A 25,238-nucleotide genomic window follows, 5' to 3' on the forward strand; every position below is an offset into this window, starting at 1 on the left:
AAAAGCCATGTAAGAGCGGCCGTTAAACATGATTCACCGTGCTCTCCCACACGGTACTTGCCCGTTTAGTCGCCAATGTCTACATGTCTGTCAACAACGAATTGGAGACGACGATGATTGCGCTATTTCAAACCATTGATTTGGCTTTGCAAATTTATACTTGGATCCTGATTGCAAGCGCTATCTTTTCCTGGCTCTTTGCATTTAACGTCATCAATTCCAGCAATCAGTTCGTCAATCAGGTGGGGATGTTCCTCTACAACGTCACCGAACCTGTGTTGCGCCCGATCCGCCGCCTGCTGCCCAATCTCGGCGGCATCGATATCTCTCCGATTATCCTGCTGCTGATCATCTTCTTCCTGCGCTCCTTCCTCTGGACGACGATCTATCCGCTCTTCGTTTGAACCGGCCCTGGAAAAAATTCGACGATCATGTCCATCTCGCCATCCGGCTGACGCCGAATGGCGGGCGCGATGCCATCGATGGCATTGAGCCCGATGGTGAAGGCGGAATGCTGCTGAAGGCGCGCGTCACCGCCGTCCCGGAAAAGGGAAAGGCGAACAAGGCGCTGATCGCGCTCGTCGCCAAATCGCTCGGTATCGCCAAATCCTCCGTCAGCATCGCTTCCGGCGACACGGCGCGTAAAAAAATCCTCCGGATCGATGGCGACCCGGAGGATTTGATAGAAAAGCTCGAAAGGCTTCTGGCCTGAAGATCAGGCCTTTTCCTTCTTGGCGCGTTCGATCGCCTCAAGGATAAGCTCACCGGCTTCCTTGTAATCACCCCAGCCGTAGATCTTTACCCACTTGCCGGGCTCAAGATCCTTGTAGTGCTCGAAGAAGTGCTCGATCTGCTTCAGCGTGATTTCGGGAAGGTCGGTGTAATCCTTCACCTTGTCATAGCGCTGCGTCAGCTTTGGCGACGGAACGGCGATGATCTTCTCGTCCTTACCGGAATTGTCTTCCATTTTCAGGACGCCGATCGGGCGAACGTTGATGACGCAGCCCGGAACCAGCGGGCGGGTGCTGGCGATCAGCACGTCGATCGGGTCGCCGTCTTCCGAAAGCGTGTGCGGTACGAAGCCGTAGTTACCCGGATAGGTCATCGGCGTGTAGAGGAAGCGGTCGACAACCAGCGTACCGGCTTCCTTGTCCATTTCGTACTTGATCGGATGACCGCCGACGGGAACCTCGACGATAACGTTGACGTCTTCAGGTGGATTCTTACCGATTGAAACGGCATCGATGCGCATAGGAAACTCCCGCGAGATTGAATTGCGTCGAAGCCAGTTAATCGGTTTCATCTCGCAACGCAACATGCCTCGCAAGCAATGCTTAATATGCGAGGACACTCAAAAGTGGAATATTTTCTGTATCAAATGGCGCGGTTGCGAAGCCGTTATCAATTCCAGATGAAGCCGATCTTTTTGATCTGCTTATGGTCGAAATTTTCTATGCCCTCGCAGAAATCGATCCCGCCATGGTCGCGATAAAAGCTGGCGGCCGTCTCGTTTTCTTCCAGGCACCAGACGACCATGCCGTTGCAGCCGAGAGATTTCAGAAGTCGCCGGGCCTCGCCGAAAAGCATCTTGCCGAGGCCGATGCCCTGATATTCCGGACGCAGGTAGAGCTCATAGATTTCGCCCTCCTGCGGCAGCGCACGGGCACGGTTGAGGCCAAGGGTGGCATAGCCCGCCACGGTGCCTGCCACGTCGAGAACCAGTAGCGTTGCCGGGCCACGTGTCGCTTTGCGCCACCAGGTCTCCCCGCGGCGCTCAATCATGTGGCTGAGAGCGCGATGCGGAATGATGCCCGCATAAGTATGCTGCCAGGAAAGCCGATGGGCTTCCGATATGGCTCGGGCATCATGCGGTTCGGCCCGCCGGACATCAATCGACAACGTCTTCATAACGCTTACTCTGGTCCCGCTGGAGGCAATTAACCATCTGCGGCGACCGCAACGTGATCGATTGCCCACAGACTTGATATGTGGACGACAGAGAAAATTTAACGCTTTTTTAACGATTGTCACAAGAAGGAATCGACGCAGCGCACAATAAAAAACCCCGGCGCGAGGGCCGGGGTTTTAAGAGTTCCTCTAGGCTATCAGAGGGCTGCCTTCGACTTTTCGAAACGCTTGCGGTCGTTCGCGTCGAGATACATCTTACGCAGACGAATGTTCTTCGGTGTCACTTCCATCAACTCGTCGTCCTGGATCCAGGAGAGAGCGCGATCAAGCGTCATCCGGATCGGCGGCGTCAGCTTCACAGCTTCGTCCTTGCCGGCAGCGCGGATGTTGGTCAGCTGCTTGCCCTTGAGCACGTTCACTTCAAGATCGTTGTCGCGCGAATGGATGCCGATGATCATACCGGCATAAACCTTTTCACCCGGCTCGATGATCATCGGGCCGCGATCTTCCAGGTTGAACATCGCATAGGCGACGGCTTCGCCGGAAGCGTTGGCGAGCAGCACGCCGTTGACGCGGCCACCGATCACGCCCTTGTAGGGCTGGTAGTCGTGGAACAGACGGTTCATGATCGCCGTGCCGCGCGTATCCGTCAACAATTCCGACTGATAGCCGATCAGGCCACGGGTCGGTGCATAGAAACGCAGGCGAAGGCGGTTGCCGCCTGACGGACGCAGCTCGACCATTTCGGCCTTGCGCTCCGACATCTTCTGTACGACGACGCCGGAATGTTCTTCGTCGACGTCGACGACAACTTCTTCGATCGGCTCCAGAAGCTGGCCGCTTTCGTCCTTATGCATCACGACGCGCGGACGCGATACGGCAAGCTCGAAGCCTTCGCGACGCATGGTTTCGATGAGAACGGCAAGCTGAAGTTCGCCGCGGCCGGATACGTAGAACGAATCCTTGCCTTCGGCTTCTTCGATCTTCAGGGCGACGTTGCCTTCTGCTTCCTTGAAGAGACGATCGCGGATGACGCGGCTCGTCACCTTGTCGCCTTCGGTGCCCGCCAGCGGGCTGTCGTTGACGATAAAGGACATGGTGACGGTCGGCGGATCGATAGGCTGCGCTTTCATGGCTTCCGAAACGGCCGGATCGCAGAAAGTATCAGCGACAGTGCCCTTGGAGAGGCCAGCGATCGCGACGATGTCGCCCGCATGTGCTTCGTCGATCGCCGTCCGCTCGATACCGCGGAAAGCGAGGATCTTGGAAATTCGGCCGGTTTCGATCAGCTTGCCATCCTGGCCGAGAACCTTGACGGCCTGGTTCGGCTTGATCGAGCCCGATGCGATGCGGCCGGTGATGATACGGCCGAGGAAGGGGTTGGCTTCGAGGATCGTGCCGATCATGCGGAACGGGCCTTCTTCGACAGTCGGCTCCGGCACATGCTTGAGCACCAGGTCGAGAAGCGGAGCAAGACCCTGATCCTTCGGTCCCTCAGGATTGACGTTCATCCAGCCGTCGCGGCCGGAACCATAGAGGATCGGGAAGTCAAGCTGCTCGTCGGTCGCGTCGAGATTGGCGAAGAGGTCGAAGACTTCGTTGATGACTTCTTCGTGGCGGCCGTCGGGACGGTCGATCTTGTTGATCGCGACGATCGGGCGAAGGCCGACCTTCAGCGCCTTGGAGACGACGAACTTCGTCTGCGGCATCGGACCTTCGGAAGAGTCGACCAGAACGATCGCACCATCCACCATCGACAGGATGCGCTCGACCTCACCGCCGAAGTCGGCGTGGCCGGGGGTGTCGACGATGTTGATACGGACACCCTTCCATTCCACCGAGGTCGCCTTGGCGAGAATGGTGATGCCGCGTTCTTTTTCAAGGTCGTTCGAGTCCATCACGCGTTCTGCGACGCGCTGGTTCTCGCGGAACGAGCCGGACTGTTTCAGAAGCTCGTCGACGAGGGTGGTTTTGCCATGGTCAACGTGCGCGATGATCGCGATGTTGCGAAGTGCCATTTGTCATAATCTCTGAGGCTGGGGCGCTACGCTTAGTGGACGCGCCATTTACGTTTGGCGCGCTCATACCGTTTTTTTCGCGATTGCGAAAGGGGGTGGCACGCGAAAGCTGCGGCATGGCTTTTACCATGCCGCTTTAATCTATGTCATCAAATTGTCTTAAGCGTCGCTGCCTGTCAATTCCTCGAAGGTCGCAAGTCCCTTCTTGACCAGCATTGCATCCGGGCTTGGCAGCTTGCCGCGGAACGCCTTGTAGGCATCTTCCGGATCGACCGAGCCGCCAACGGAATAGATATTCTCCTTGAGCTTGCGCGCCATCTCGCCATTGAAGGCGTCGCCCGTTTCCTCAAAGGCGGCGAAGGCATCGGCATCGAGCACTTCCGACCACATGTAGGAATAGTAGCCGGCCGAATAACCACCGGAGAAGATATGCTGGAAATGCGGCGTGGCGTGGCGCATGACGATCGATTTCGGCATGCCGATCTCCGCAAGCACTTCCGCCTGCACGGCCATCGGATCCTCTACCTTGTCGCGCGCGTGGAAGGCCATATCGACCAGCGCCGACGAGGTGAATTCCACCGTGTTGAAGCCGGAATTGAAGGTGCGGGCTGCCAGCACCTTGTCAAGCAATGCCTGCGGCATCGGCTCATCGGTCTCGAAATGCACGGCATATTCCTTGAGGATGGCGGGGACCGTCAGCCAGTGTTCGTAGAGCTGCGAGGGCAATTCCACAAAATCACGCGAGACGCCGGTGCCGGCGACCGAGGGATAGGTGACGTTGGAGAGCATGCCATGCAGGGCATGACCAAACTCATGAAACAGCGTGCGCGCATCATCGAGCGAAAGCAGCGCCGGCTTGCCTTCTGCGGGCTTTGCGAAGTTGCAGACATTGTAGATGATTGGCAGCTCGCCGTGATGGCCGTCCTTCAGCGTCAGCTTATGCTGCGACTGGAAGGAGCTCATCCAGGCGCCCGAGCGCTTCGAACTCCGGGCGAAATAATCACCGAGGAAGAGTGCGACCAGCTTGTCGTCGCGATCGCGGATCTCGAAGACGCGTACATCGGGATGATAGGCTGCGATCCCCTTCTTCTCCACCGCGCGAATGCCGAACAGCCGGCCGGCCACGTCGAAGCATGCGTCGATGATCTTTTCCAGCTGCAGATAGGGCTTCAGCTCGGTCTCGGAAAAATTGAACCGCTGCGCACGGATCTTCTCCGCGTAGTGCCTCCAGTCCCACGGCATGACGTCGTGGTTTTTGCCCTCTGCAGCGATCAGGCCGGCGATATCGTCTTCTTCCTCATGCGCGCGTTGTACCGCCTTGGCCCAGACGGCCCGCAGCAGATCGTTCACCGCATCAGGCGTCTTCGCCATCGTGTTGTCGAGCTTCAGTTCGGCGAAATTGCCGTATCCGAGAAGCTTCGCCACCTCATCGCGCAGGGCAAGCGTCTCGCGAATGATCCCGCGGTTATCGGTCGCCCCGGCATTTTGGCCACGCGCCACCCAGGCCCTGAAGGCCTGCTCGCGGAGATCCCGCCGTTCCGAGAAAGTGAGGAAGGGCTCGATGATCGAGCGCGAGAGGGTCACGGCATATTTGCCCTCCTCGCCGCGTTCGCGAGCAGCCGCTGCCATCGCGTCGCGCAGGAAATCGGGAATGCCGGCAAGCTCCGCCTCGTCCGAAAGGATCAGCGCCCAGCCCTTCTCGTCGGCCAGCACATTCTGCCCAAAGCTGGTGCTGAGGCCGGCGAGCTTTTCGTTGATTGCCGCCAGCTTTTCCTGCTCGGCCTTTGGCAGTTTGGCACCCGATTTGACGAAACCTTTCCAGTGCCGCTCCAACACACGCGTCTGCTCCAGCGTCAGACCGAGGCTTTCATGTTTTTCCCAGAGCCTATCGATGCGCTTGAAGAGATCCGCATTCATGCCGATCTTCGAATAATGCCGGGACATCTTCGGCGATATTTCCCGCTCCAGCGCCTGAATGACATCGTTGGTATGAGCACCTGCCCGGTTCCAGAAAAGCGCGGAAACCCGCGACAACGCATCCCCGGCGAGTTCGAGCGCGACGACCGTATTTTCGAAAGTCGGCTCTTCCTTGTTGCCCGCGATCTCATCGATCTCTCTTTCGTGCGAGGCAAGTGCCGACTCGAAGGCGTCAGCGAAATCGCCATCGGCGACCGCATCAAACCGCGGCAGGCCATGAAGGCCATTCCAGTTGACAAGCGCCTGATTGAATTGACTGGGAGAAGACATATGAAAGTCCTTTATGCCGGCAAGTGGATCGGTAATATAGGAAGGTCATCACAGAATTGATATGTGGTTGACCTGGACTTTTGCTCGCCCGACTAAATCTTGGGGGCAAGAATTGATACATAAAAATTAACCAATCGTTAACGATTGACGCGAATCACGCCGAGACGCTAGTTTCACTTTAATCTTCATGTAAGAGGACATGCGTATGGAAATCTTTTCCGTGCGGTCTTCTCAGAGTTTGCTATTCAAAAATAATCCCAATAATAACGCAAAAAGTTCGAAGACCGCTGATATTACAATTGAGCCGAAGCCGACTGTCGCCCAAGGTTCATTCCAAATCGAAGACTCTGACAACAGGCAGGCGCTCGATTTTACAGCCGTCAGCCCGGGTGAATTGCGCAGCTATGCGCGCCAGGGCTACGACAACGGCCTGATCGATCAGAATACGTTTGCCGCAATATCCGAACCGCTGCCGATGCACGCGATTGATCCGCTCGGCAATGTCATCGACTTGTCCAACGTTACTGACGGCACGAGCTTCAACTTCCTCGACTACTATCGCAACCAGCTTCAGATCGCCATGTCGATCGGCGATCCGAATGAGGTTCAGACGCTGAATTCGGTCGTAGGCTTTCTCGTCAACGAGGCCTGATCAGGCCTTTCGCCAACCGAGCAAGCCGGGTGTGGCGTGCCACAGCGCTTGCACGGCAAAGCCCATGAAAAGTACGCCCGAACAACGGACGATCAGTCGTTCATGCGCTCGGTAGAAACGGCGTACGACGCCGGCGCCGATGATGCCTATCAGGATGATGTCAGCAGTGACGAAACCGACAAAGGAAATGCTGAGCAGCATCGGCAAGGCCTGGAAATCGAGCGCGCTCGCCGAACCGGCCACCAGTGCCGTGAAGGTCGCAAGCGCCACCGGATAGCCTTTCGGATTGGTCACGCCGAAAATCAATCCGCGCCGGAACGGCCGCTCCACCACCATCAGCGCCTGCCCCTCGGCCTTCGGCTTGGCATTGACGGCGCTCCAGCCGATCCAGGCGAGATAGAAACCGCAGGCAAGGCCGAGCAGATCGAATACGAAGGTGCCAATCGTCTTGGCTCCGACGATCGCAACCAGCGCCAGTCCCGACCAGATGATGTCGCCGACGAGATGGCCCATCATGAACAAGGCGCCTGCCTTGCGCCCCTGACCGGCGCCGATCCCGAGAAGCTGAAGAAAGGCCGGGCCGGGAATGAGCACATAAAAAAGCGCTGCCAGGAAGGCGCCGAGAAGCAGGGATAGCGGCATGGAAATGCTCCGGTGATGACAGGCCCAGCTTATGCGATACCCTTATCGCGTCAAGACTTTACAACTGCCAGCAGCACGGCAAAGAAGAACCCGCGCGGCAGAGCCGGCGGGCTTTTTGAGATCGCTTTGATATGGCTTACTTCTTCAGGTTACGCTTGCCGAGCGTGCGAAGACGCAACGCGTTGAGCTTGATGAAGCCGGCCGCATCCTTCTGGTCGTAGGCGCCCTGGTCGTCTTCGAAGGTGACGAGCTTATCGGAATAGAGCGACTTTTCGCTCTCGCGGCCAGTGACCATGACATTGCCCTTGTAGAGCTTCAGCGTCACTTCACCTTCGACATGCTCCTGGCTCTTGTCGATGAGAGCCTGCAGCATCTCGCGCTCCGGCGAGAACCAGAAACCGTAATAGATCAGCTCGGCATAACGCGGCATGATCTCGTCCTTCAGGTGCGCCGCGCCACGGTCGAGCGTGATCGACTCAATGGCGCGATGCGCTGCGAGCAGGATCGTGCCGCCGGGGGTCTCGTAGACGCCGCGCGACTTCATGCCGACGTAGCGATTTTCGACGAGGTCGAGGCGGCCGATACCATTGTCGCGGCCGTAATTGTTGAGCGCCGCAAGCAGCGTCGCAGGAGACATCTCGACGCCGTTGATCGAGACGGCATCACCCTTGCGGAAGCCGACCTTGATGGTGGTCGCCTTGTCGGGCGCAGCTTCCGGCGAGATCGTGCGCATATGCACGTATTCAGGCGCTTCAACCGCCGGATCTTCCAGGACCTTGCCTTCCGACGAGGAGTGCAGAAGGTTGGCGTCAACGGAGAAGGGAGCCTCGCCCTTCTTGTCCTTGGCGACCGGGATCTGATGCTTTTCGGCAAATTCGAGCAGGTCGGTACGGCTCTTGAAGGACCAATCGCGCCACGGGGCGATGATCTTGATATCGGGGTTCAGCGCATAGGCCGAAAGCTCGAAGCGAACCTGGTCATTGCCCTTGCCGGTTGCGCCGTGAGCGATCGCATCGGCACCGGTCTTCTTGGCGATCTCGATCAGGTGCTTGGAGATCAGCGGACGGGCAATAGAGGTGCCGAGCAGATAGACGCCTTCATAGACGGCATTGGCGCGGAACATCGGGAAGACGAAATCGCGCACGAATTCCTCGCGCACATCCTCGATATAGATCTCCTTGATGCCGAGCATCTCGGCCTTCTTGCGCGCCGGTTCCAGCTCTTCACCCTGGCCGAGATCGGCCGTGAAGGTGACGACTTCGGCGCCGAGCTCGGTCTGCAGCCACTTCAGGATGATCGAGGTATCGAGACCGCCCGAATAGGCGAGCACGACTTTCTTCACGTCTTTGTATGATGCCATGATGATGAGGTCCGTTGCATAGAGGCCGCGGCACACCCGCAAAGCCCGGTATCGCGGCACTTTTAGCGAGATTGGCGCATGACGCAAGTGCAACGAAGAAAGCAACCGGCCCGATAAGGTTTGACAGTGCAGAACGTGAGCCCATATTCGGCATCGTCCGAACAATGCTCCGAGGAGAGGCCCGTCCCGTGACGAATATTCAAGACATTTTCAAGAAATCCAATGTTGCGGTCATCACCGGTGGTGCGTCCGGCATCGGGCTTGCCGCTGCAAAACACTTTGCCAAGATCGGCATGAGCGTCGTGATCGCCGATCTCGGCGGCGATAGACTGGCGGAGGCCCGCGCCGAGCTTGAGCGTATCGTCGGCCAGGAACATGTGATGGCTGTCGAGACCGACGTTTCGCAGAAGGACCAGATCGAGGCTCTCGAACGCGCCGTGATCCAGCGCTTCGGCCGGGTGCATGTGCTGATGAACAATGCCGGCATCGGCCCGGAAACCTCCATTTTCAGCGGCCAGGCCAATTGGGACAACATCCTCGGCGTCAATCTTCTCGGCGTTATCAACGGCGTCAGAACCTTCGGCCCTGGCATGGCCGCCCATGGCGAACCCGGCCTCATCATCAACACCGGCTCCAAGCAGGGCATCACCACGCCGCCCGGCAACCCGGCCTACAACGTCTCCAAAGCCGGCGTGAAGGTCTTTACCGAAGCGCTGGAGCATGAGCTGCGCAACACCGAACGTGCACAGATTTCCGCGCACCTATTGATCCCCGGCTTCGTCTTCACCGGCCTCACGAAGGGCGATCGCCAGGAAAAGCCCGCAGCCGCCTGGACGCCGGAGCAAACAGTCGATTTCATGGTCGAAAGCCTGGAGCGCGGCGATTTCTACATCCTCTGCCCCGACAATGACGTGGCCCGCCCCGTCGACGAACGCCGTATGGCCTGGGCGATCGGCGATATCATCGAGAATCGCCCGCCGCTATCGCGCTGGCACAAGGACTATGCCGACAAATTCAAGACCTACCTCGAACAGAAGTAATCGGCGCCATAACAAGGTTTGATTGGTAATTTTCTGAAAGCCGGATAAGAGATCGTCGGATCTTTTTCCGGCTTCAGAGTAGAACATGGACTTCCTGCCGAGCTTTCCGACGCTTCTTGCCTTTGCCGCCGCCACCTTGCTGCTGGCGGCAACTCCAGGCCCTGACATGACCTTGTCGATCAGCCGTGCGCTGGCGCAGGGCAAGAAGGCAGCGCTATTCGTCGTTCTCGGCACCAGCCTCGGCATCGTCGTGCACACGATGCTGGTCGCATTCGGTATCTCGGCGCTGATCACCGCTTCGCCGACCGCCTTCCTGATCCTGAAGACCGGCGGTGCCGCTTATCTCTTCTGGCTGGCCGTGCAGGCAATCCGTTATGGCTCGAAGCTGACGGTCGCCAAGGCCGAAGGCCCGAAGGGCACGATGCTGTCCAACATTTCCTCGGGCTTCTGGGTCAACCTTCTGAACCCGAAGGTCATCATCTTCTTCATGACCTTCCTGCCGCAGTTCGTCAGCGCCAACGATCCCGCCGTCACGCACAAGCTGCTCTTCCTCGGCTTCTGCTTCATCGTGATCGGCATGCCGGTCAACGCGGCTGTCGTCATGGCCGCCGACTGGCTGTCGAGCTGGCTGCAGAACAACAGGAAGGTTCTGCGCGGCATGGATTATACCTTCGCCGGCGTCTTCTCGGTCTTCGCCGCCAAGATCCTGCTCACCCAGGCACGCTGAATTATAGCGCGCCATGCCGTGATCAGCCGATCAGCAGGGCATCGTCATCGAGCGTCTGGCCACGCATCTTGCGGAACATGGCGATGAGATCTTCGACCTGCAGGTTCTTTCTGTTGTCGCCGGCAACATCCAGAACGATCTCGCCACCATGCAGCATGATCGTGCGATGGCCGTAATCCAGCGCCTGGCGCATGGAGTGCGTCACCATCATTGTCGTGAGCTTGCGTTCAGAAACGATCTTTTGCGTGAGATTCATGACAAACTCCGCCATGCCAGGGTCGAGCGCTGCAGTATGCTCGTCGAGCAGCAACACTTCGGAGCCGGCGAGCGTCGCCATGACGAGCGAAACCGCCTGCCGCTGGCCACCGGACAAAAGGTCCATACGGTCCTTCAGCCGGTTTTCCAGCCCGAGATTCAGTTCTGCAATCCGCTCGCGAAAATAATCGCGCCTGTTGCCGCCAAGCGCTGAGGCAAGCCCGCGCTTCTCGCCGCGGCGGGCGGCGAGCGCGAGGTTCTCCTCGATCGACAGCGCACCGCAACTCCCGGTCAGCGGATCCTGGAAGACACGGGCGACGAGACCGGCGCGTCCCGCCGTCGATTTGCGCGTCACATCGGTCTTGCCGATCAGCACCGTGCCTTCGCTCGGCAGGACATCGCCCGCGAGCACACCGAGCAGCGTCGATTTGCCGGCGCCGTTGGAGCCGATAACGGTGACGAAGGAACCTTGCTCGATGGTCAGGCTGACGCCATTCAGTGCCTGTTTCTGCAGCGGCGTGCCGCGCCCGAAAACAACCTTGATATCCTTGACGCTGATCATGATGGAGCACCTCCGCGAAGGCGGGGAAGAATGAGCGCGACAGTCACGAGAACCGCCGTCACGAAATTCAGGTCGGAGGCCTGCAGGCCGATGACATCACTCGAAAGCGCGAGCTGGATGGCGATGCGGTAGATGATCGAGCCGAATACGCAACCGATCAACGCAATCAGGAGTCCCCGCCGCCCGAGTAAGGTCTCGCCGATGATAACGGCTGCGAGGCCGACGACGATGGTGCCGACACCGGAGGTGACGTCGGCAAAGCCGTTGGTCTGCGCAAAGAGTGCGCCGCCAAGCGCCACCAGCGCATTGGAAATCGCCATACCCAAATAGATCTGCCGGCTGGTATCGACGCCCTGAGCGCGTGCCATGCGGGCATTGGCGCCGGTCGCGCGCATGGCAAGCCCGGCATCGCTTTCCAGGAAGCGCCAGACGACGATGACGGCAAGAACAACCAGAACGCCGACGAAGAGCGGCCGCACATAGAAATCCCTGAGCCCATGGCCGAAGAAAGGGCTGATCATCGTATCGGCATTGATAAGCGCGACATTCGGCTTGCCCATCACCCGCAGATTGACGGAGAAAAGCGCGATCATCGTCAGGATCGAGGCAAGCAGGTTGAGGATCTTGAAGCGCACATTGAGAAGCGCCGTCACCATGCCGGCCGCAGCACCAGCCCCCATCGCAATCAGCGCCGCAAGCCATGCGTTGACGCCGGCGATGATCAGCACTGCAGTCACCGCCGCACCGAGCGGGAATGAGCCGTCCACCGTCAGATCCGGAAAATCGAGGACGCGGAAGGCAAGATAGACGCCGAGAGCGACGAAGGAATAGACCAGGCCGAGCTCGACGGCCCCCCAGAATGCGATTTGGCTCAAGGCTTTCAGCCCCTTTTTGTTACCGTTCCGCCCGTCGCGAAACCGGAGCCTTTTAATACCAACAGCCGCCCCCGTGCAAACGGGAGCGGCTGAATCTGTCTAAACCGTTGAAATGAGTGCTGCCTATTCGATGACCTTGTTGGCACGCGAAACAACACTTTCCGGCAGTGTGACGCCCATCTTGCCCGCGGCAGACTTGTTGATCACAAGGTCGCTGCCGGCCGCAGTCTTGACCGCGATATCACCGGGGTTTTCACCCTTCAGCACCCGCACGACGATGTCCCCGGTCTGCTTGCCGACATCGTAATAGTTGAAGCCGAGTGCTGCAATCGACCCGCGCGAAACGGAATCCGTATCGGCGGTGAAGAGCGGCAGCTTGCTTTCCTCGGCAACGGCGACAGCACCTTCGAGGGCCGAGATGATCGTATTGTCGGTCGGGACGTAGATCGCATCGGCACGGCCGACGAGCGCACGGGCAGCGCCCTGCACTTCGGCGGACTTCGTCGCAGCCGATTCAATGACCGTGATGCCGGCCTTTTCGGCTTCAGCCTTCAGCGCCGCCAGCAGCGAAACCGAGTTCGCCTCGCCGGAATTGTAGAGGTAGCCGATCGTTTTTACGTTCGGCAGGATTTCCTTGATGAGGGCGATATGCTCGCCGACCGGCGACATGTCGGAAAGGCCGGTTACGTTGCCGCCCGGCTTGTCCATGTTCTTGACGAGTTGTGCGCCGAGCGGATCGGAGACCGCTGTGAAGACGACCGGGATATCACGTGTCGAGGAAACGACGGCCTGTGCCGAGGGCGTGGAGATCGGCACGATGACATTGGGTTCGTCGCCTGCAAACTGGCGGGCGATCTGCGCCGCCGTTGCGGGATTTCCCTGCGCGGACTCAAAGACGAATTTGAGATTTTCGCCTTCCTTGTAGCCGGCGGCGGCGAGCGTGTCCTGCACGCCCTTGCGCACGGCATCGAGCGCCGGATGTTCGACGATCGCGGTTACGGCAACCGTGACATTATCGGCCTTCGCCGGCAGCGCCAGGGCCAGAGTTGCGGCAAAAGCCAGAAGAATTGAACGCATGAGTGTCCTCCAGGATGATTTTGAGAGCACTTTTAAGAAAAGCGTCCCCTTTAATCAATCGCGGAGAATTGTAGCGAGGATCAAACTTGCTGATCAGTCGTCGGCGCCGTGGTTGGCGATCATCATCGCTTCGAAGGCCAAGCGCTCCGTCTTTCGCATGCGTTCGGATTCCGACTTCAGCTGGCCGCAGGCGGCGAGGATGTCGCGGCCGCGCGGCGTGCGGATCGGCGAAGCATAACCCGCCGAATTGATGAAATCGGCAAACTTCTCGATCTGCTCCCAGTCCGAACACTGGTAATTCGTACCCGGCCACGGGTTGAAGGGAATGAGGTTGATCTTCGCCGGTACACCCTTCAGAAGCTGAATGAGCCCCTTGGCGTCTTCCAGGCTGTCGTTGACGTCCTTCAGCATCACATATTCGAAGGTGATGCGCCGTGCATTCGAAAGCCCCGGATAGCTCCGGCAGGCGTCAATCAGTTCCTTCAACGGATACTTCTTGTTGATCGGCACGAGGATATCGCGCAGGTCGTCACGCACCGCATGCAGCGAGATCGCCAGCATGACGCCGATTTCATCGCCGGTTCGGAAGATCTCAGGCACGACGCCGGAGGTGGAAAGCGTCACGCGGCGCCTGGACAGCGACAGGCCGTCGCCATCCGTGGCAATCAGCAGGGCCTGCTTGACGGCATCGAAGTTATAGAGCGGCTCGCCCATGCCCATCATCACGATATTGCTGACCTTGCGTCCCTCCGACGGCACCATGGCGCCGACGGGCACGTCGCGGTCCGGGAAGTCACCCAGCCGATCGCGGGCCAACAGAAGCTGGGAGAGAATTTCCTCTGCCGTCAGGTTGCGCACCAGCCGCTGGGTGCCGGTGTGACAGAAGGAACAGGTCAGCGTACAGCCGACCTGGCTGGAAATGCAGAGCGTGCCGCGCCCTTCCTCAGGGATGTAGACGGCCTCGATCTCGACCGGCCGGCCGGCGCCGCGCGGCGGAAAACGCAGCAGCCACTTGCGCGTGCCGTCATTGGAAATCTGTTCTTCGACGATTTCAGGCCGAGCAATGGTGAAATGCTGCTTCAGCATCTCACGCATGTCCTTGGCGACATTCGTCATATGGTCGAAGTCGGAGACGCCGCGCACATAGATCCAGTTCCAGAGCTGCGAGACGCGCATCTTGATCTGCTTGTCCGGCACGCCCTTTTCGCGCAGCGCCGCACTCATTTCCTCGCGCGTCAGACCGATCAGCGAGGGCTTGGGCGAAAGCTCAGTGCCGAGAGGTACCCGCGCAGCGGGCTTGGCAACGGTCATCGCATCCATAACGGACATAATCTTCTAATCCCGAACTCAACATGGCAACCATCCCGGAAAGCCGGAAGACTTACGGGGCCGTTGACGCACGATTGCAGAAATGAATGGGCGGAGCGGCGATAAATCGCCATCCTTCCGCAGTTGCGCGCCGCTTTAGCATCATTTTCGCCCCACGTCACTAGACATGGAATCGTCACTATAGATGGAAACGGCGAAGGCCGGCGCAAGGCCGGCCTTCGAAACTTTGCCCGATGACACGCGCTTACTTGCAGCTTTCGATCTGCTTCAGCGCGGCAGAAATGCCGGACAGGGAATAGCTGTAGGATGTGCCGGTGCCCTTGCGCGAGGTGGCGCTGACGGTCATCGAATGACCGGTCTTCATGGCGGCGACGAGAGCCGGCTCCTGCGCGGCATTCTCGACCCAGGCTGCCTTGTCCTTGGTAAACATCACGAAGGTCTTGTTATCGATCGTCACGTTGACCTTGGAGTTCTCCTGCACCGTGTAGCCCATCATCGCCTGCGGCTCGTAGGAGATATTCTGGCCCGGACGCTGGGAAACGATGAAGAAGTTGTCACCGTGGTCGACGCTTGCCGGCTGCTTTGCGGTCGGCACCGATAGCACGTAGCAAACGGTAGCGTTGCCGGATTTGTACGAATAAGCGCCCCATGCCTGGAACTGCTGGATGCGGGTCGGAGCCGCCTGCTGCGCTGCCGCCACTCCGGTCATAGCAACTGTGAGGGCGAAAGCGGATACGATACTTTTTACTAACATGGAATTCCTGCCGGTTCTTGCGGTTCAAGGCCCGAAGCGATCATTGCGGGCGGCGCATAATCACGATCTGCTTTATTTTGACTTAATTCAGGTTACCAAATGGTCAACAATGGCTGCGAATTGTACCTGCCTGTTTCATTTTCGCCCGACTGTTAACTTTGCGAACCGGCAGCGGCGCGTGTGACCGTGCGCTGTCGTGATGGCCCAGCCCATCCGTTCGGGAGAATTTAAGACACAAAGATTCAGGCAAGAGTTTGACCTTTCTAAAATCCGTTGTAGGTCGTTAAGATAAGGAAATTCAGACCGAAATCTTGACCGCAGGGAGTTCGTGAGAGGGATGGATGCCGAGGAAAAACAGCGTTTCGCTGCCCTCGCAAAGGCCGTTGCAGATGAGCGCGACGAATCCGCATTCTCTGTACTCTTCGACTATTTCGCACCGCGCCTCAAATCGTGGCTGATGCGCCAGAAGATGACATCAGGCGAGGCCGAGGAACTTGTGCAGGAAATCATGATTGTCCTTTGGCACAAGGCCGGCCTCTACGATCCCACCCGCTCCTCTCTCTCCACCTGGCTTTTCCGCATCGCCCGCAACCGGCGCATCGATCTTCAGCGCCGCGCCCAGGTGCGCGTTTTTGACGGGGAGGACCCGACGCTCCAGCCGCCCGAAGAAATGCGCGCTGACGAAATCGTCGCCAATGACGACCGCGACGCGCAGGTACGCGACGCTGTCGGCCAGTTGCCGGAGGAGCAGAGGGCGCTGCTGCAGGCCGCCTTCTTCCTTGGCCAGTCGCATACCGAAATAGCCGAGGCGACCGGCCTGCCGCTCGGCACCGTCAAGTCGCGCATCAGGCTCGCCTTTGGCAAGCTCCGAAACCTGCTGGAGCGGGAGGAGGCCTAAATCGTCTTCATACCGTCTTCGGACTGGTCGGCAAGCACGCGGTCGGCAGCCTCGTAGTGGCTTGACCGGATGTTCCCCCTGACCATGGCAAAGGCTGCCGACAGGACGGCAATGTCGTCCGAAAAGCCGATGACGGCGAAGACATCGGGGATGATGTCGACAGGCATGACGAAGTAGGCAAGTGCCGCCAGGAGCACGCCACGCACCCTGGCAGGTGTCTGCGGATCGAGGGCGCAATAGAAGCCGGCAACCACATCGCGTGAAAACGGTATCTGGCGCACGGCACGACGAAATGTCGGCCAGAATTTCTGCCGCACCGTCTTTTCGCGCCGGTTCTGAGTATCCGCGTCGCCCGGCAACAGGATCTCCCCGTATTTGACCTCGTCCATCCCTGTATCCCTTTTAGTCGCTCCGAACATATGGTGATGGCCGGAACCGATTCAATCGGCCCGCCGCGCCGCCGCCTTCTCCATGGCCTTTGCGAGCTTGAAGTCCAGCTCGGTCAGCCCGCCGGCATCATGGGTGTTGAGCTTCACCTCGACACGGGAATAGACGTTGAACCATTCCGGATGATGGTTGAGCTTCTCGGCCGCGAGCGCCGACTCTGCCATGAAGCCGAAGGCCTCCACGAAACTGGCGAATTTGAAGGTCTTCGAAATCGAACCTGCCGCATCATCGAGCGTCCAGCCCTCCAGATCGCCGAGCAACTCAGTGATGGCCGCCCTTTCCAGCTTTTCCCGTTTCATGTCATGCTCCTTTCATCCTTCCGTAAGGCTCCCAGATGAAACGTATCAGCATCCTCTTTGTTTGCATGGGCAATATCTGCCGCTCACCGCTCGCAGAGGGAATTTTCAGCCGCGTCGTGGCTAGAGCAGGCCTTGATGATGCGGTCCACGTCGATTCCGCCGGTGTCGGCGGCTGGCATCAAGGCGAATTGCGGAACCGCCGCTCGATTGCAACCGCAAGCGCCCACGGCATCGACATTGCCGGGCAACGCGCCCGACGCATATTGGCCGGCGATTTCGAAGATTTTGATCTGATCCTTGCCATGGACCACTCGAATGTTGCGGAACTGCGCCGCCGTTCGCCACATGCGGATAACATTCACCTTTTCGGCGATTTCGCGCTTGGCACCGGCGAAAATATTCCGGACCCCTACTATGGCGGCCCGGAAGACTTCGAGTTCGTCTATGCGAGGCTCTTGAACGGCTGCAATACGCTGGTCGAAAGGCTCGGCACCATCAGCGGCTCGTGGAGCGGGAAGACTTCCTCGGTCAGGTAAGGCCCGCCGCCGACCGATTCGCGCGACGACAGAAGCACGAAGCGCGGCACGGTGAAGGTTGAGGTCTGGAAGTTGCCGCGGCCGGCGAGATACTGCACGACATCGTCGACGCGCGAATATTTCAGCCGGGCGAGCGTGACATGCGGCGTGAACTTGCGCGGGTCCGGCGGCAGGCCGATGCGCTGGCAGATCCGCTCGATCTCGCCCTGCAGGGCGTACATTTCCGGCGAAGGAGAAACCCCGGCCCAGATCGAATGCGGTTTCTTGGAGCCGAAAGAGCCGATGCCATCAAGCCGGAGCTGGAATTCCGGCCGGTCGATCCGGTCGAGGCGCTCGACGATTTCGTCTGCGGTCCGGCCATCGACATCGCCGATGAAGCGAAGTGTGATGTGGTAATTCTCCACATCGATCCATCGTGCTCCGGGAAGACCACCGCGCAACAATGATAGGCTCATCGCCGCATTGCGCGGAATTTCGAGGGCGGTAAAAAGTCTCGGCATAACGAGCACTCCCCGAATCTTTTGCAGGTGCTCACACGGAATCACGCATTACAAACCTGTGCAAGCCCCTATTTCTTCACAGAAGAAATCGTCTCGACGAATTTTGTGACAGCCGGTTCCATCTTCTCCACCATCACATTGACACCCTTGGCATTGGGATGCATGCCGTCGTCGAGCTTCAGACCAGCATCCAGGACCACGCCGTCGAGGAAAAATGGATAGAGTTCAACGCCATGTTTTTCCGCGAGTTTCTGGTAAATCGGGTTGAAGCGTTCGGCATAATCCGCGCCCATGTTCGGCGGCGCTATCATGCCGGCGAGCAGGACGGCGATGCCGCGCTGCTTTAACCGGCTTATCATCTCGTCGAGATTTTTTTCGCTCTGTTCCGGGGGGATGCCGCGAAGCGCATCATTGGCACCAAGCTCGAGGATAACGCCGTCGGTGCCGTCAGGGACAGACCAGTCGATTCGCGCGAGCCCGCCCGTCGTCGTATCGCCGGAGACGCCGGCATTGGTGATCGCAACATCGATCCCCTTGGCTTTCAGGGACGCCTGCAGCTTCTCGGGAAAGCCATCGCCCGGCGGCAATTGGTAGCCCGCCATCAGGCTGTCGCCGAAACCGACCAGATTGATGGTGCGGGCTTCGGCAGCCGTCGAGAAAATCAGTGCGGAAACAATGACGGCGAAGTGAAGGGCGGCAACTTTAAATCTCATAATGCTTTCCCTAGATTGGCTAGGTGCCGTTATGCGGCCATTCGGTTAGGGAATTATATAGGGCGATTTCTGTTGGCCAAAACCATCATCGATCTGAAACAAGCCGATTTGACGCTCGGTAGCGCTGCGGCCTCCGTCCATGTGTTGAAGGGCATTGATCTGGAGATCAGCGCCGGCGAATCCGTCGGCATCGTCGGTCCTTCCGGCTCCGGCAAGTCCACGCTCCTGATGGTGCTTGCAGGCCTGGAAAAGCTCGACAGCGGCGAGATCAACATCAACGACACGCCCCTGCATGCACTGAGCGAGGATCAGGTCGCCGATTTCCGCGGTCGCAACATCGGCATCGTCTTCCAGTCCTTTCATCTGATCGCCAACATGACGGCACTGGAAAACGTCGCGGTGCCGCTCGAGCTCGCCAATATTCCCAACCCTTTTGAGATCGCCCAACGCGAGCTGAACTCAGTCGGGCTCGGCGAGCGCCTGAGCCATTATCCCGGTCAGCTCTCAGGCGGCGAACAGCAGCGTGTTGCAATCGCCCGCGCGCTGGCTCCCTCGCCTGCACTGCTGATCGCCGACGAGCCGACCGGCAATCTTGACACCGATACCGGCCGGCAGATCGCCGATCTCCTGTTCTCCAAGCAGGCCGAACGCGGCATGACCTTGCTGCTCGTCACGCACGATGTCGGCCTCGCCAACCGTTGCTCGCGCCAGATCCGCGTCCGCTCCGGTCGCATTGAAGGCGACAGCGCCGCCCGTCGCTCCGAGGCGGCGATCGCATGAGGATTGTCACACCGCGCATCTCGCTCGCCTTCCGCCTGGCCCTTCGCGAGCTGCGCGGCGGCCTGAAAGGCTTCTACATCTTCCTCGCCTGTATCGCGCTTGGCACCGCGGCAATCGCCGCGGTCAATTCGGTATCTCAGTCGATCACCGATACGATCGCTTCGCAGGGGCAGGAGCTTCTCGCCGGTGATGTTCGCTTCGAACTCAACAACCGCGAAGCCACGCCAGAGGAGATGAATTTTCTGCGCGGCCTCGGGGAGGTTTCCGTCTCCACCGGCCTGCGCTCCATGGCCCGCAAGCCCGACGGATCCGATCAAGCGCTGGTCGAGGTCAAGGCTGTCGACGGGGCCTATCCGCTTTATGGCACCTTCGAAGCAGAGCCGAATTATCCGCTTGCTTCCATGCTATCAGGAGAGGGCGGCACCTACGGCGCCGTTGTCGCCCCGTTGCTGCTGGAGCGGCTGGGATTGCAGATCGGCGACGAATTGCTGCTCGGCAACGTCAAGCTCAGCATCACCGGCACCGTCAAGACGGAACCGGATGCACTCTCTGAAGGCTTCGGTTTCGCCCCCCGTATGCTGGTCAGCCGGAACGCGCTTCAGGCCTCCGGCCTGATCCAGACCGGCAGCCTTGTGGAGCATGCCTACAAGATCAAGCTGGAAGACCGCGGTACGATGGCCGGCATCCAGGCCCGCGCGACCAGAGAATTCCCGTCGGCCGGCTGGTCGATCCGCACCAGCGATCGCGCGGCACCGTCCCTGACGGAAAACATCACCCGCTTCACGCAGTTCCTGACGCTGGTCGGTCTGACCGCACTCATCGTCGGCGGCGTCGGCGTCGCCAATGCGGTACGCGCCTTCCTTGACGCCAAGCGCACGACGATCGCGACCTTCAAGTGCCTCGGCGCGCCAGCGGCGGTCGTCGTCTGGATATACCTGTTCCAGATCGCTCTCATCGCGGCGGGCGGCATCCTGATCGGCCTGGTGCTCGGCGCGCTGTCACCGATGCTGGCGGCACAGTTTCTTGCCCAGTTCCTGCCGGTTTCCACAGATCCGACGCTTTATCCCGGCGCGCTGCTGCTTGCAGCCCTCTTCGGCATGCTGACGACGCTCGCCTTCGCCATCCTGCCGCTTGGCCATGCGCGCGAAGTTCCTGCCACCGCCCTCTTCCGCGAGCAGGGTTTTGAAGCCCGCCGCCTGCCCTCCTGGCCCTATGTGCTGCTTGCCGCGCTCTTCATGGCCTCATTGGCCGGCCTTGCCATCTTTACCGCCTATGACCGCTTCATCGCCGTGGTCTTCGTCGGTGCCATCATCTTCGCCTTCGTCATTTTGCGCCTTGTCGCCGCGCTGATTGCCTGGCTGGCGCGCAGGAGCCCGCGCGTCAGCTCGCCGGCGCTCAGGCTGGCGATCGGCAATATCCACCGCCCCGGCGCTTTGACACCGTCAGTCGTACTCTCGCTCGGCCTCGGCCTTGCATTGCTCGTGACCCTCACGCTGATCGATGGAAACCTGCGCCAGCAATTGACCGGCCGCATGAACGAGGGCGCCCCGAACTTCTTCTTCGTCGATATCCAGAGTGCCGAGGTCGATGCCTTCCGCAACCTGATCCACACCCAGTCGCCGAACGGCAAACTGGTGGAAGTGCCGATGCTGCGCGGCCGCATCATCGCCTTTAATGGCCAGGATGTGACCAAGATGAACGTGCCGGCGGCGGGCCGCTGGGTGCTGAATGGCGACCGTGGCATTACCTACGAGGAAAGCCTGCCGGAGAATTCCGCCCTGACTGAAGGCCAGTGGTGGGGCAAGGATTATAGCGGCGAGCCGCTTGTCTCTTTCTCGGCGGAGGAAGCGCGTGAGCTCGGCCTGAAGATCGGCGATACCGTCACCGTCAACGTGCTCGGCCGCAACATCACCGCCAAGATTGCCAATCTGCGGCGGGTCGAGTGGGAATCGCTGTCGATCAATTTCGTCATGGTGTTCTCGCCGAACACCTTCCGTGGCGCTCCGCATGCATGGTTGGCGACACTGACGGATCCCGCATCCACGGAGACGGAAGACGCCGCAATCCTGAAATCCGTGACCAACACCTATCCGACGATCACGAGTGTCCGCGTCAAGGACGCGATCGATATCGTCAACCAGTTGGTCGGCGAGCTTGCGACCGCGATCCGCGCAGCCGCCTCCGTTGCCCTCATCGCCTCCATCCTCGTGCTGGCAGGAGCGCTGGCCGCCGGCAACCGGGCGCGCACCCATGATGCCGTTGTACTGAAAACCCTCGGCGCGACCCGGACCATGCTGATCCGCGCTTTCAGCTACGAATACCTGATCCTTGGTGTTGCCACCGCCATCTTCGCGCTCCTTGCCGGCGGCGTGGCCGCCTGGTTCATCGTCAGCCGCATCATGCGCCTGCCCTCCACTTTCATGCCTGACGTCGCAGGTGTGACCCTGGTCACCGCCCTCGTGCTGACCGTCGGCATCGGCCTGATCGGCACCTGGCGCATCCTCGGCCAGAAAGCGGCACCCGTTTTGCGCGAGCTGTGACGGGTGAGACGCTCATATCCCTTCACCTTACGGCGATTTAACCGAACGGCTGATTGCAAAGGCCTTGTTTGAAAAGGGCAAAAGCCTCATATTGTCAGCAGGCATGCTGGAGCTCCGCAGCGGCGCCCGGGTCGTGAACCCGACACCGTATTTCCATCGGAGCTTGTAAGAGGAAACTATGGCTGATCTCCGTAACTATCAAAGCCGCGCACAAACCGGCGAAGTGATTGATCAAGGCCTCCGCGCTTATATGCTCAAGGTCTACAACCTGATGGCGCTGGGTCTGGCGATCACTGGTTTGGCCGCCTATTTCGCATTCACCTTCGCTGTGCAGGACGGCCAGCTCACGCAGTTCGGCAACCTGCTGTTCCAGTCGCCCCTGCGCTGGGTCATCATTCTTGCGCCTCTTGCGGCAGTCTTCTTCCTGAGCTTCCGCATTAACCGCATGAGCGTCGCTGCCGCGCAGACGACCTTCTGGGTCTATGCAGCGCTGGTCGGTCTCTCGCTGTCGTCGATCTTCCTGATCTACACGCAGTCGAGCATCACGCAGACCTTTTTCGTGACTGCCGCTTCCTTTGGCGCGCTGTCGCTCTTCGGCTACACGACCAAGCGTGACCTGTCGGCAATGGGCTCGTTCCTGATCATGGGCCTCTTCGGCCTGATCATCGCTTCGCTGGTCAACATCTTCCTGGCTTCGTCTGCCCTGCAGTTCGCAATCTCCGCGATCGGCGTGCTGATTTTCGCAGGCCTCACCGCCTACGATACGCAACGCATCAAGGAAATGTACTTTGAAGCAGACGGTTCTGATGTCGCCGGCCGCAAGGCCATCATGGGTGCGCTGACGCTCTACCTCGACTTCATCAACCTCTTCATGTTCCTGCTGCAGTTCATGGGTAACCGGAAATAAGCAGGGTCGGAATGAAAACGAAAAGGCGGCCTCGGCCGCCTTTTTTGTTGCGAGCAGTTCGCTGGAGTGCTTCAACGGGGCCAGTCCTCCAACAGTGCCGATCGATCCGAAATGCCCCCTATCCTGCGCGACGCCATTCCCTCCGATCTTCCCGCCATTACCGAGATCTACCGCGAATCGGTGCTGAACAGCACCTCGAGCTACGAGATCACGCCGCCGACCGAAGCGGAAATGACGGCTCGCTTCTCCATCATCCGCGAGCAGGGCTACCCCTACATCGCTGCAACGGGCGAGGACGGAACCCTGCTTGGCTACGCCTATGCCTCCGCTTTCCGCACCCGCCCGGCCTATCGCTGGCTGGTCGAGGATTCGATCTATCTAGGCACGGAGGCGCGCGGAAAGGGTATCGGCAAACTGCTCCTTAGAGAGCTGATTTCCCGCTGCACGGCATCGGGTTTTCGGCAGATGACCGCGGTCATTGGCGGCGCGAGCCCTGCGTCGATCGCGCTTCACCGTTCGCTCGGTTTCGAAGAGCTCGGGCTGATGAAAGGCGCCGGCTACAAGCACGGCCGCTGGCTGGATACGATGCTGATGCAGCGAATACTCGGCGAAGGAACGGAAACGCATCCCGACCCCGCTGCCTATCCGGGCAACCTATTCAAGGGGTGATATCGCCTATTTGTCGACGAGCTTCAGCGACTTGTCGAAGACCTTCAGCACCAGTCCGAGCTCGTGGCCGCGCTTCAGGATCATTCCGTTGATGTTGACGACCGAATAGGCGCCCTGCTTGGCCGCGAGTTTCGGGTTTTTCTCGATGCGAAAAAGCGGCATTTCGCCCGAACGCTTGAAGACGGAGAAAACTGCCTTCTCCCTGGTGTGGTCGATGGCATAGTCTTTCCACTCGCCCTCACCCACCATGCGACCATAGATCCATAGAATCTGGTCGAGCTCCCGCCGGTGAAATGTCACCGGCATTGGGTCCTTGTTTTGTCTGTATTCCTTGAGATCAACGACGGTTGAAGAGCTATTGTCGACGGAGCGGCTTTCGCCGTGTCGCAAATCCGGCGTATCTGTCATCAGACTCCCAAGACCTCCACGTGTGACAGGAGAGTGACAGTTTGCCCGAGCCGCGGCAAATTGCAAGGGCACGGACTATCACACTGGGGACGAAACCTGCTTTCTCCGCAGCGCCGCATTTCAGTCAAAACAGCGCCTCATTTCCAAGAGAACTATAGGTTCCAGTTTGGCGCCAGCGCGCCAAAGGGCCCGGCGGAGCGTATCGACCTTAACCCCAGCCCCGAATACGCTTGGCCGGGCCGCCTGACATTCATCCGCAAGCGGATGAAATTCCTAGATATTTTTTCCCGCCATGACGACGGCCGCACCGAGGATTGCGCCCGGATCGCCGTTAGCTGTCACGGATTGCAAGAGAATCGCCGAGCCTTCCAGATCCGGTTTTTCCATGACGCTCGCCGGCAGGGTGAGCGTCATGGCCTTGCCGTCCCACATGCCGACAGTCTCCACATCGGTCACGCTGTGAAGGTAGGAAATCTTCTGGCCGCTGTTTTCGCCCTTCTCGACGTCGATCGTTTTTTCCTTGTCGAAATAAACGATCACAACATTGGCCTTGCCCTGGCCGGCACCGAGTTTGATCTCCAGCTCGTCGCCGCGCATGCGAGCATTAACAGGCACGGTCAGACCTTTGCCCTCATCCGCATAGCCGTTGACCTTGCCGTTGATGCCGGCAAGGTCCGCACCTGCGAGATGGTCACGGCCATTGACGATCGCCTGCGGCGTATAGATGTTGCTGCGGCCCATCATGCGGGCATAGCCGTACTGCCGCTCCGTATTTTCCTTTGAGCTCAGCGTGTCGGCCCAGCCGAGATAATTCCAGTAATCGACGTGATAGGCGAGTGCGATGACATTGCCCTGGCTGACGAGCTTGCGGAACGCAGCGTCTGCCGGCGGACAGGAGGCGCAGCCCTGCGCCGTGAATAGCTCAACGACGCCTTTCGGCGCGCCGTCTTCAGCCAGGAGCGGACCTGCAAACGCAAGCCCGGCGATCAGCGGGATCATAAAACGCGGGGACATTCACCAGCACCTCTTTTTCAGCGCCGACAGCGGTCTTCAACCGCCGGCTCTGAGATATGAACGTACGAATAATCCTTCCGG

Annotated in this window: 28 protein-coding genes; 11 read left to right on the forward strand and 17 right to left on the reverse strand. The window is 59.3% G+C overall.

The genetic code is table 11. The features are described 5' to 3' along the window. Positions 1-83: 83 nt before the first annotated feature. Positions 84-404 (forward strand): YggT family protein, encoded by a 321-nt coding sequence (locus AC1DNW_RS07030; RefSeq protein WP_113299641.1) that lies wholly within the window; start codon positions 84-86, stop codon positions 402-404. After that, positions 401-712 (forward strand): DUF167 domain-containing protein, encoded by a 312-nt coding sequence (locus AC1DNW_RS07035; protein WP_113308715.1) that lies wholly within the window; start codon positions 401-403, stop codon positions 710-712. Before AC1DNW_RS07030 ends, AC1DNW_RS07035 begins: the two co-directional genes overlap by 4 nt. 3 nt (positions 713-715) lie before the next feature. On the opposite strand, the gene ppa is transcribed toward AC1DNW_RS07035, so the two are convergent. From ppa to AC1DNW_RS07055, 4 genes are all read right to left on the reverse strand, one after another. Further along, positions 716-1,252, reverse strand: a complete 537-nt coding sequence (gene ppa, locus AC1DNW_RS07040; protein WP_113299639.1) for an inorganic diphosphatase — start codon at positions 1,250-1,252, stop codon at positions 716-718. 149 nt (positions 1,253-1,401) lie between these two features. Further along, positions 1,402-1,908 (reverse strand): GNAT family N-acetyltransferase, encoded by a 507-nt coding sequence (locus AC1DNW_RS07045; protein WP_113299638.1) that lies wholly within the window; start codon positions 1,906-1,908, stop codon positions 1,402-1,404. A gap of 197 nt (positions 1,909-2,105) precedes the next feature. Continuing rightward, on the reverse strand, positions 2,106-3,926 hold the full coding sequence (typA, locus tag AC1DNW_RS07050) for a translational GTPase TypA (RefSeq protein WP_113299637.1): 1,821 nt from the start codon (positions 3,924-3,926) through the stop codon (positions 2,106-2,108). 159 nt (positions 3,927-4,085) lie between these two features. After that, a complete protein-coding gene (locus AC1DNW_RS07055; RefSeq protein WP_113308714.1) occupies positions 4,086-6,173 on the reverse strand; it encodes a M3 family metallopeptidase in 2,088 nt (695 codons plus the stop codon). 205 nt (positions 6,174-6,378) lie between these two features. Between AC1DNW_RS07055 and AC1DNW_RS07060 the strand changes: the two genes are divergently transcribed. After that, positions 6,379-6,825, forward strand: coding sequence for a hypothetical protein (locus AC1DNW_RS07060; RefSeq protein ID WP_007814507.1), 447 nt, complete (start codon positions 6,379-6,381; stop codon positions 6,823-6,825). Here AC1DNW_RS07060 and AC1DNW_RS07065 read toward each other — a convergent pair whose 3' ends face one another. Together AC1DNW_RS07065 and AC1DNW_RS07070 are read right to left on the reverse strand one after the other, a co-directional pair. After that, a complete protein-coding gene (locus AC1DNW_RS07065) occupies positions 6,826-7,467 on the reverse strand; it encodes a LysE family translocator (protein WP_113299635.1) in 642 nt (213 codons plus the stop codon). 136 nt (positions 7,468-7,603) lie between these two features. After that, a complete protein-coding gene (locus AC1DNW_RS07070) occupies positions 7,604-8,827 on the reverse strand; it encodes an argininosuccinate synthase (RefSeq protein ID WP_113308730.1) in 1,224 nt (407 codons plus the stop codon). A gap of 188 nt (positions 8,828-9,015) precedes the next feature. On the opposite strand from AC1DNW_RS07070, the gene AC1DNW_RS07075 reads away from it, so the two are divergent. Further along, on the forward strand, positions 9,016-9,867 hold the full coding sequence (locus AC1DNW_RS07075; RefSeq protein WP_113308713.1) for an SDR family NAD(P)-dependent oxidoreductase: 852 nt from the start codon (positions 9,016-9,018) through the stop codon (positions 9,865-9,867). A gap of 85 nt (positions 9,868-9,952) precedes the next feature. Continuing rightward, positions 9,953-10,594 (forward strand): LysE family translocator, encoded by a 642-nt coding sequence (locus AC1DNW_RS07080; protein WP_113308712.1) that lies wholly within the window; start codon positions 9,953-9,955, stop codon positions 10,592-10,594. A 22-nt stretch (positions 10,595-10,616) separates the two neighbouring features. Here the strand turns inward: AC1DNW_RS07080 and AC1DNW_RS07085 are convergent, their stop codons facing one another. The 5 genes from AC1DNW_RS07085 to AC1DNW_RS07105 all read right to left on the reverse strand — a co-directional run bounded on the left by AC1DNW_RS07085 (position 10,617) and on the right by AC1DNW_RS07105 (position 15,446). Further along, positions 10,617-11,411: an ABC transporter ATP-binding protein gene (locus AC1DNW_RS07085; protein WP_113299632.1), complete on the reverse strand. Its 795-nt coding sequence runs from the start codon at positions 11,409-11,411 to the stop codon at positions 10,617-10,619. After that, positions 11,408-12,286, reverse strand: coding sequence for an ABC transporter permease (locus AC1DNW_RS07090; protein WP_113308711.1), 879 nt, complete (start codon positions 12,284-12,286; stop codon positions 11,408-11,410). The genes AC1DNW_RS07085 and AC1DNW_RS07090 overlap by 4 nt, the downstream gene beginning before the upstream one ends. Before the next feature lie 123 nt (positions 12,287-12,409). After that, positions 12,410-13,363 carry an ABC transporter substrate-binding protein gene (locus AC1DNW_RS07095; RefSeq protein WP_113308710.1) on the reverse strand — a complete coding sequence of 318 codons (954 nt, stop codon included), beginning with the start codon at positions 13,361-13,363 and terminating at the stop codon, positions 12,410-12,412. A 93-nt stretch (positions 13,364-13,456) separates the two neighbouring features. Continuing rightward, positions 13,457-14,692, reverse strand: coding sequence for a dual-specificity RNA methyltransferase RlmN (gene rlmN, locus AC1DNW_RS07100; RefSeq protein WP_113308709.1), 1,236 nt, complete (start codon positions 14,690-14,692; stop codon positions 13,457-13,459). 244 nt (positions 14,693-14,936) lie between these two features. Then, positions 14,937-15,446, reverse strand: a complete 510-nt coding sequence (locus AC1DNW_RS07105; protein WP_113308708.1) for an invasion associated locus B family protein — start codon at positions 15,444-15,446, stop codon at positions 14,937-14,939. 337 nt (positions 15,447-15,783) lie between these two features. Here AC1DNW_RS07105 and AC1DNW_RS07110 point away from each other — a divergent pair, with 337 nt between their 5' ends. Further along, a complete protein-coding gene (locus AC1DNW_RS07110; protein ID WP_113299627.1) occupies positions 15,784-16,344 on the forward strand; it encodes a sigma-70 family RNA polymerase sigma factor in 561 nt (186 codons plus the stop codon). Here AC1DNW_RS07110 and AC1DNW_RS07115 read toward each other — a convergent pair. Together AC1DNW_RS07115 and AC1DNW_RS07120 are read right to left on the reverse strand one after the other, a co-directional pair. Continuing rightward, positions 16,341-16,733 (reverse strand): YkvA family protein, encoded by a 393-nt coding sequence (locus tag AC1DNW_RS07115; RefSeq protein WP_113308707.1) that lies wholly within the window; start codon positions 16,731-16,733, stop codon positions 16,341-16,343. The two genes, AC1DNW_RS07110 and AC1DNW_RS07115, sit on opposite strands and share 4 nt — an antisense overlap. Positions 16,734-16,784: 51 nt before the next feature. Continuing rightward, positions 16,785-17,090, reverse strand: coding sequence for a 4a-hydroxytetrahydrobiopterin dehydratase (locus AC1DNW_RS07120; RefSeq protein WP_113299625.1), 306 nt, complete (start codon positions 17,088-17,090; stop codon positions 16,785-16,787). A gap of 35 nt (positions 17,091-17,125) precedes the next feature. Here AC1DNW_RS07120 and AC1DNW_RS07125 point away from each other — a divergent pair, with 35 nt between their 5' ends. Next, positions 17,126-17,626, forward strand: a complete 501-nt coding sequence (locus AC1DNW_RS07125) for a low molecular weight protein-tyrosine-phosphatase (protein WP_113308706.1) — start codon at positions 17,126-17,128, stop codon at positions 17,624-17,626. Here the strand turns inward: AC1DNW_RS07125 and thpR are convergent. Next, the gene (thpR, locus tag AC1DNW_RS07130) at positions 17,533-18,126 is read right to left on the reverse strand and encodes an RNA 2',3'-cyclic phosphodiesterase (protein WP_113299623.1); all 594 of its coding nucleotides are present in this window, start codon (positions 18,124-18,126) and stop codon (positions 17,533-17,535) included. The two genes, AC1DNW_RS07125 and thpR, sit on opposite strands and share 94 nt — an antisense overlap. Positions 18,127-18,194: 68 nt before the next feature. Next, complete coding sequence (locus AC1DNW_RS07135; protein WP_113299622.1) at positions 18,195-18,839, reverse strand: arylesterase; 645 nt, start codon at positions 18,837-18,839, stop codon at positions 18,195-18,197. A 72-nt stretch (positions 18,840-18,911) separates the two neighbouring features. Between AC1DNW_RS07135 and AC1DNW_RS07140 the strand changes: the two genes are divergently transcribed. The 4 genes from AC1DNW_RS07140 to AC1DNW_RS07155 all read left to right on the forward strand — a co-directional run bounded on the left by AC1DNW_RS07140 (position 18,912) and on the right by AC1DNW_RS07155 (position 23,735). Continuing rightward, a complete protein-coding gene (locus AC1DNW_RS07140) occupies positions 18,912-19,619 on the forward strand; it encodes an ABC transporter ATP-binding protein (RefSeq protein WP_113299621.1) in 708 nt (235 codons plus the stop codon). Further along, complete coding sequence (locus tag AC1DNW_RS07145; RefSeq protein WP_113299620.1) at positions 19,616-22,159, forward strand: ABC transporter permease; 2,544 nt, start codon at positions 19,616-19,618, stop codon at positions 22,157-22,159. Before AC1DNW_RS07140 ends, AC1DNW_RS07145 begins: the two co-directional genes overlap by 4 nt. Before the next feature lie 178 nt (positions 22,160-22,337). Further along, positions 22,338-23,066 carry a Bax inhibitor-1/YccA family protein gene (locus AC1DNW_RS07150; RefSeq protein WP_113299619.1) on the forward strand — a complete coding sequence of 243 codons (729 nt, stop codon included), beginning with the start codon at positions 22,338-22,340 and terminating at the stop codon, positions 23,064-23,066. 111 nt (positions 23,067-23,177) lie between these two features. Beyond that, positions 23,178-23,735, forward strand: a complete 558-nt coding sequence (locus AC1DNW_RS07155) for a GNAT family N-acetyltransferase (RefSeq protein WP_113308705.1) — start codon at positions 23,178-23,180, stop codon at positions 23,733-23,735. Between the two features lie 6 nt (positions 23,736-23,741). On the opposite strand, the gene AC1DNW_RS07160 is transcribed toward AC1DNW_RS07155, so the two are convergent. Continuing rightward, the gene (locus AC1DNW_RS07160) at positions 23,742-24,143 is read right to left on the reverse strand and encodes a DUF2794 domain-containing protein (protein WP_113299618.1); all 402 of its coding nucleotides are present in this window, start codon (positions 24,141-24,143) and stop codon (positions 23,742-23,744) included. A 273-nt stretch (positions 24,144-24,416) separates the two neighbouring features. Then, positions 24,417-25,157, reverse strand: a complete 741-nt coding sequence (locus AC1DNW_RS07165) for a DUF1223 domain-containing protein (RefSeq protein ID WP_113308704.1) — start codon at positions 25,155-25,157, stop codon at positions 24,417-24,419. Positions 25,158-25,238: the final 81 nt, after the last annotated feature.

It is taken from the genome of Rhizobium sp. 05L429, from assembly GCF_056397645.1.

Bases quoted from the DNA above. Each gene is read 5' to 3' on its own strand.
- AC1DNW_RS07030 (WP_113299641.1), top strand. From the start codon at position 84: ATGTCTGTCAACAACGAATTGGAGACGACGATGATTGCGCTATTTCAA.
- ppa (WP_113299639.1), bottom strand. From the start codon at position 1,252: ATGCGCATCGATGCCGTTTCAATCGGTAAGAATCCACCTGAAGACGTC.
- AC1DNW_RS07045 (WP_113299638.1), bottom strand. From the start codon at position 1,908: ATGAAGACGTTGTCGATTGATGTCCGGCGGGCCGAACCGCATGATGCC.
- typA (WP_113299637.1), bottom strand. From the start codon at position 3,926: ATGGCACTTCGCAACATCGCGATCATCGCGCACGTTGACCATGGCAAA.
- AC1DNW_RS07055 (WP_113308714.1), bottom strand. From the start codon at position 6,173: ATGTCTTCTCCCAGTCAATTCAATCAGGCGCTTGTCAACTGGAATGGC.
- AC1DNW_RS07060 (WP_007814507.1), top strand. From the start codon at position 6,379: ATGGAAATCTTTTCCGTGCGGTCTTCTCAGAGTTTGCTATTCAAAAAT.
- AC1DNW_RS07065 (WP_113299635.1), bottom strand. From the start codon at position 7,467: ATGCCGCTATCCCTGCTTCTCGGCGCCTTCCTGGCAGCGCTTTTTTAT.
- AC1DNW_RS07070 (WP_113308730.1), bottom strand. From the start codon at position 8,827: ATGGCATCATACAAAGACGTGAAGAAAGTCGTGCTCGCCTATTCGGGC.
- AC1DNW_RS07080 (WP_113308712.1), top strand. From the start codon at position 9,953: ATGGACTTCCTGCCGAGCTTTCCGACGCTTCTTGCCTTTGCCGCCGCC.
- AC1DNW_RS07085 (WP_113299632.1), bottom strand. From the start codon at position 11,411: ATGATCAGCGTCAAGGATATCAAGGTTGTTTTCGGGCGCGGCACGCCG.
- AC1DNW_RS07095 (WP_113308710.1), bottom strand. From the start codon at position 13,363: ATGCGTTCAATTCTTCTGGCTTTTGCCGCAACTCTGGCCCTGGCGCTG.
- rlmN (WP_113308709.1), bottom strand. From the start codon at position 14,692: ATGTCCGTTATGGATGCGATGACCGTTGCCAAGCCCGCTGCGCGGGTA.
- AC1DNW_RS07105 (WP_113308708.1), bottom strand. From the start codon at position 15,446: ATGTTAGTAAAAAGTATCGTATCCGCTTTCGCCCTCACAGTTGCTATG.
- AC1DNW_RS07110 (WP_113299627.1), top strand. From the start codon at position 15,784: ATGGATGCCGAGGAAAAACAGCGTTTCGCTGCCCTCGCAAAGGCCGTT.
- AC1DNW_RS07115 (WP_113308707.1), bottom strand. From the start codon at position 16,733: ATGGACGAGGTCAAATACGGGGAGATCCTGTTGCCGGGCGACGCGGAT.
- AC1DNW_RS07120 (WP_113299625.1), bottom strand. From the start codon at position 17,090: ATGAAACGGGAAAAGCTGGAAAGGGCGGCCATCACTGAGTTGCTCGGC.
- AC1DNW_RS07125 (WP_113308706.1), top strand. From the start codon at position 17,126: ATGAAACGTATCAGCATCCTCTTTGTTTGCATGGGCAATATCTGCCGC.
- thpR (WP_113299623.1), bottom strand. From the start codon at position 18,126: ATGCCGAGACTTTTTACCGCCCTCGAAATTCCGCGCAATGCGGCGATG.
- AC1DNW_RS07135 (WP_113299622.1), bottom strand. From the start codon at position 18,839: ATGAGATTTAAAGTTGCCGCCCTTCACTTCGCCGTCATTGTTTCCGCA.
- AC1DNW_RS07145 (WP_113299620.1), top strand. From the start codon at position 19,616: ATGAGGATTGTCACACCGCGCATCTCGCTCGCCTTCCGCCTGGCCCTT.
- AC1DNW_RS07150 (WP_113299619.1), top strand. From the start codon at position 22,338: ATGGCTGATCTCCGTAACTATCAAAGCCGCGCACAAACCGGCGAAGTG.
- AC1DNW_RS07155 (WP_113308705.1), top strand. From the start codon at position 23,178: ATGCCCCCTATCCTGCGCGACGCCATTCCCTCCGATCTTCCCGCCATT.
- AC1DNW_RS07160 (WP_113299618.1), bottom strand. From the start codon at position 24,143: ATGACAGATACGCCGGATTTGCGACACGGCGAAAGCCGCTCCGTCGAC.
- AC1DNW_RS07165 (WP_113308704.1), bottom strand. From the start codon at position 25,157: ATGTCCCCGCGTTTTATGATCCCGCTGATCGCCGGGCTTGCGTTTGCA.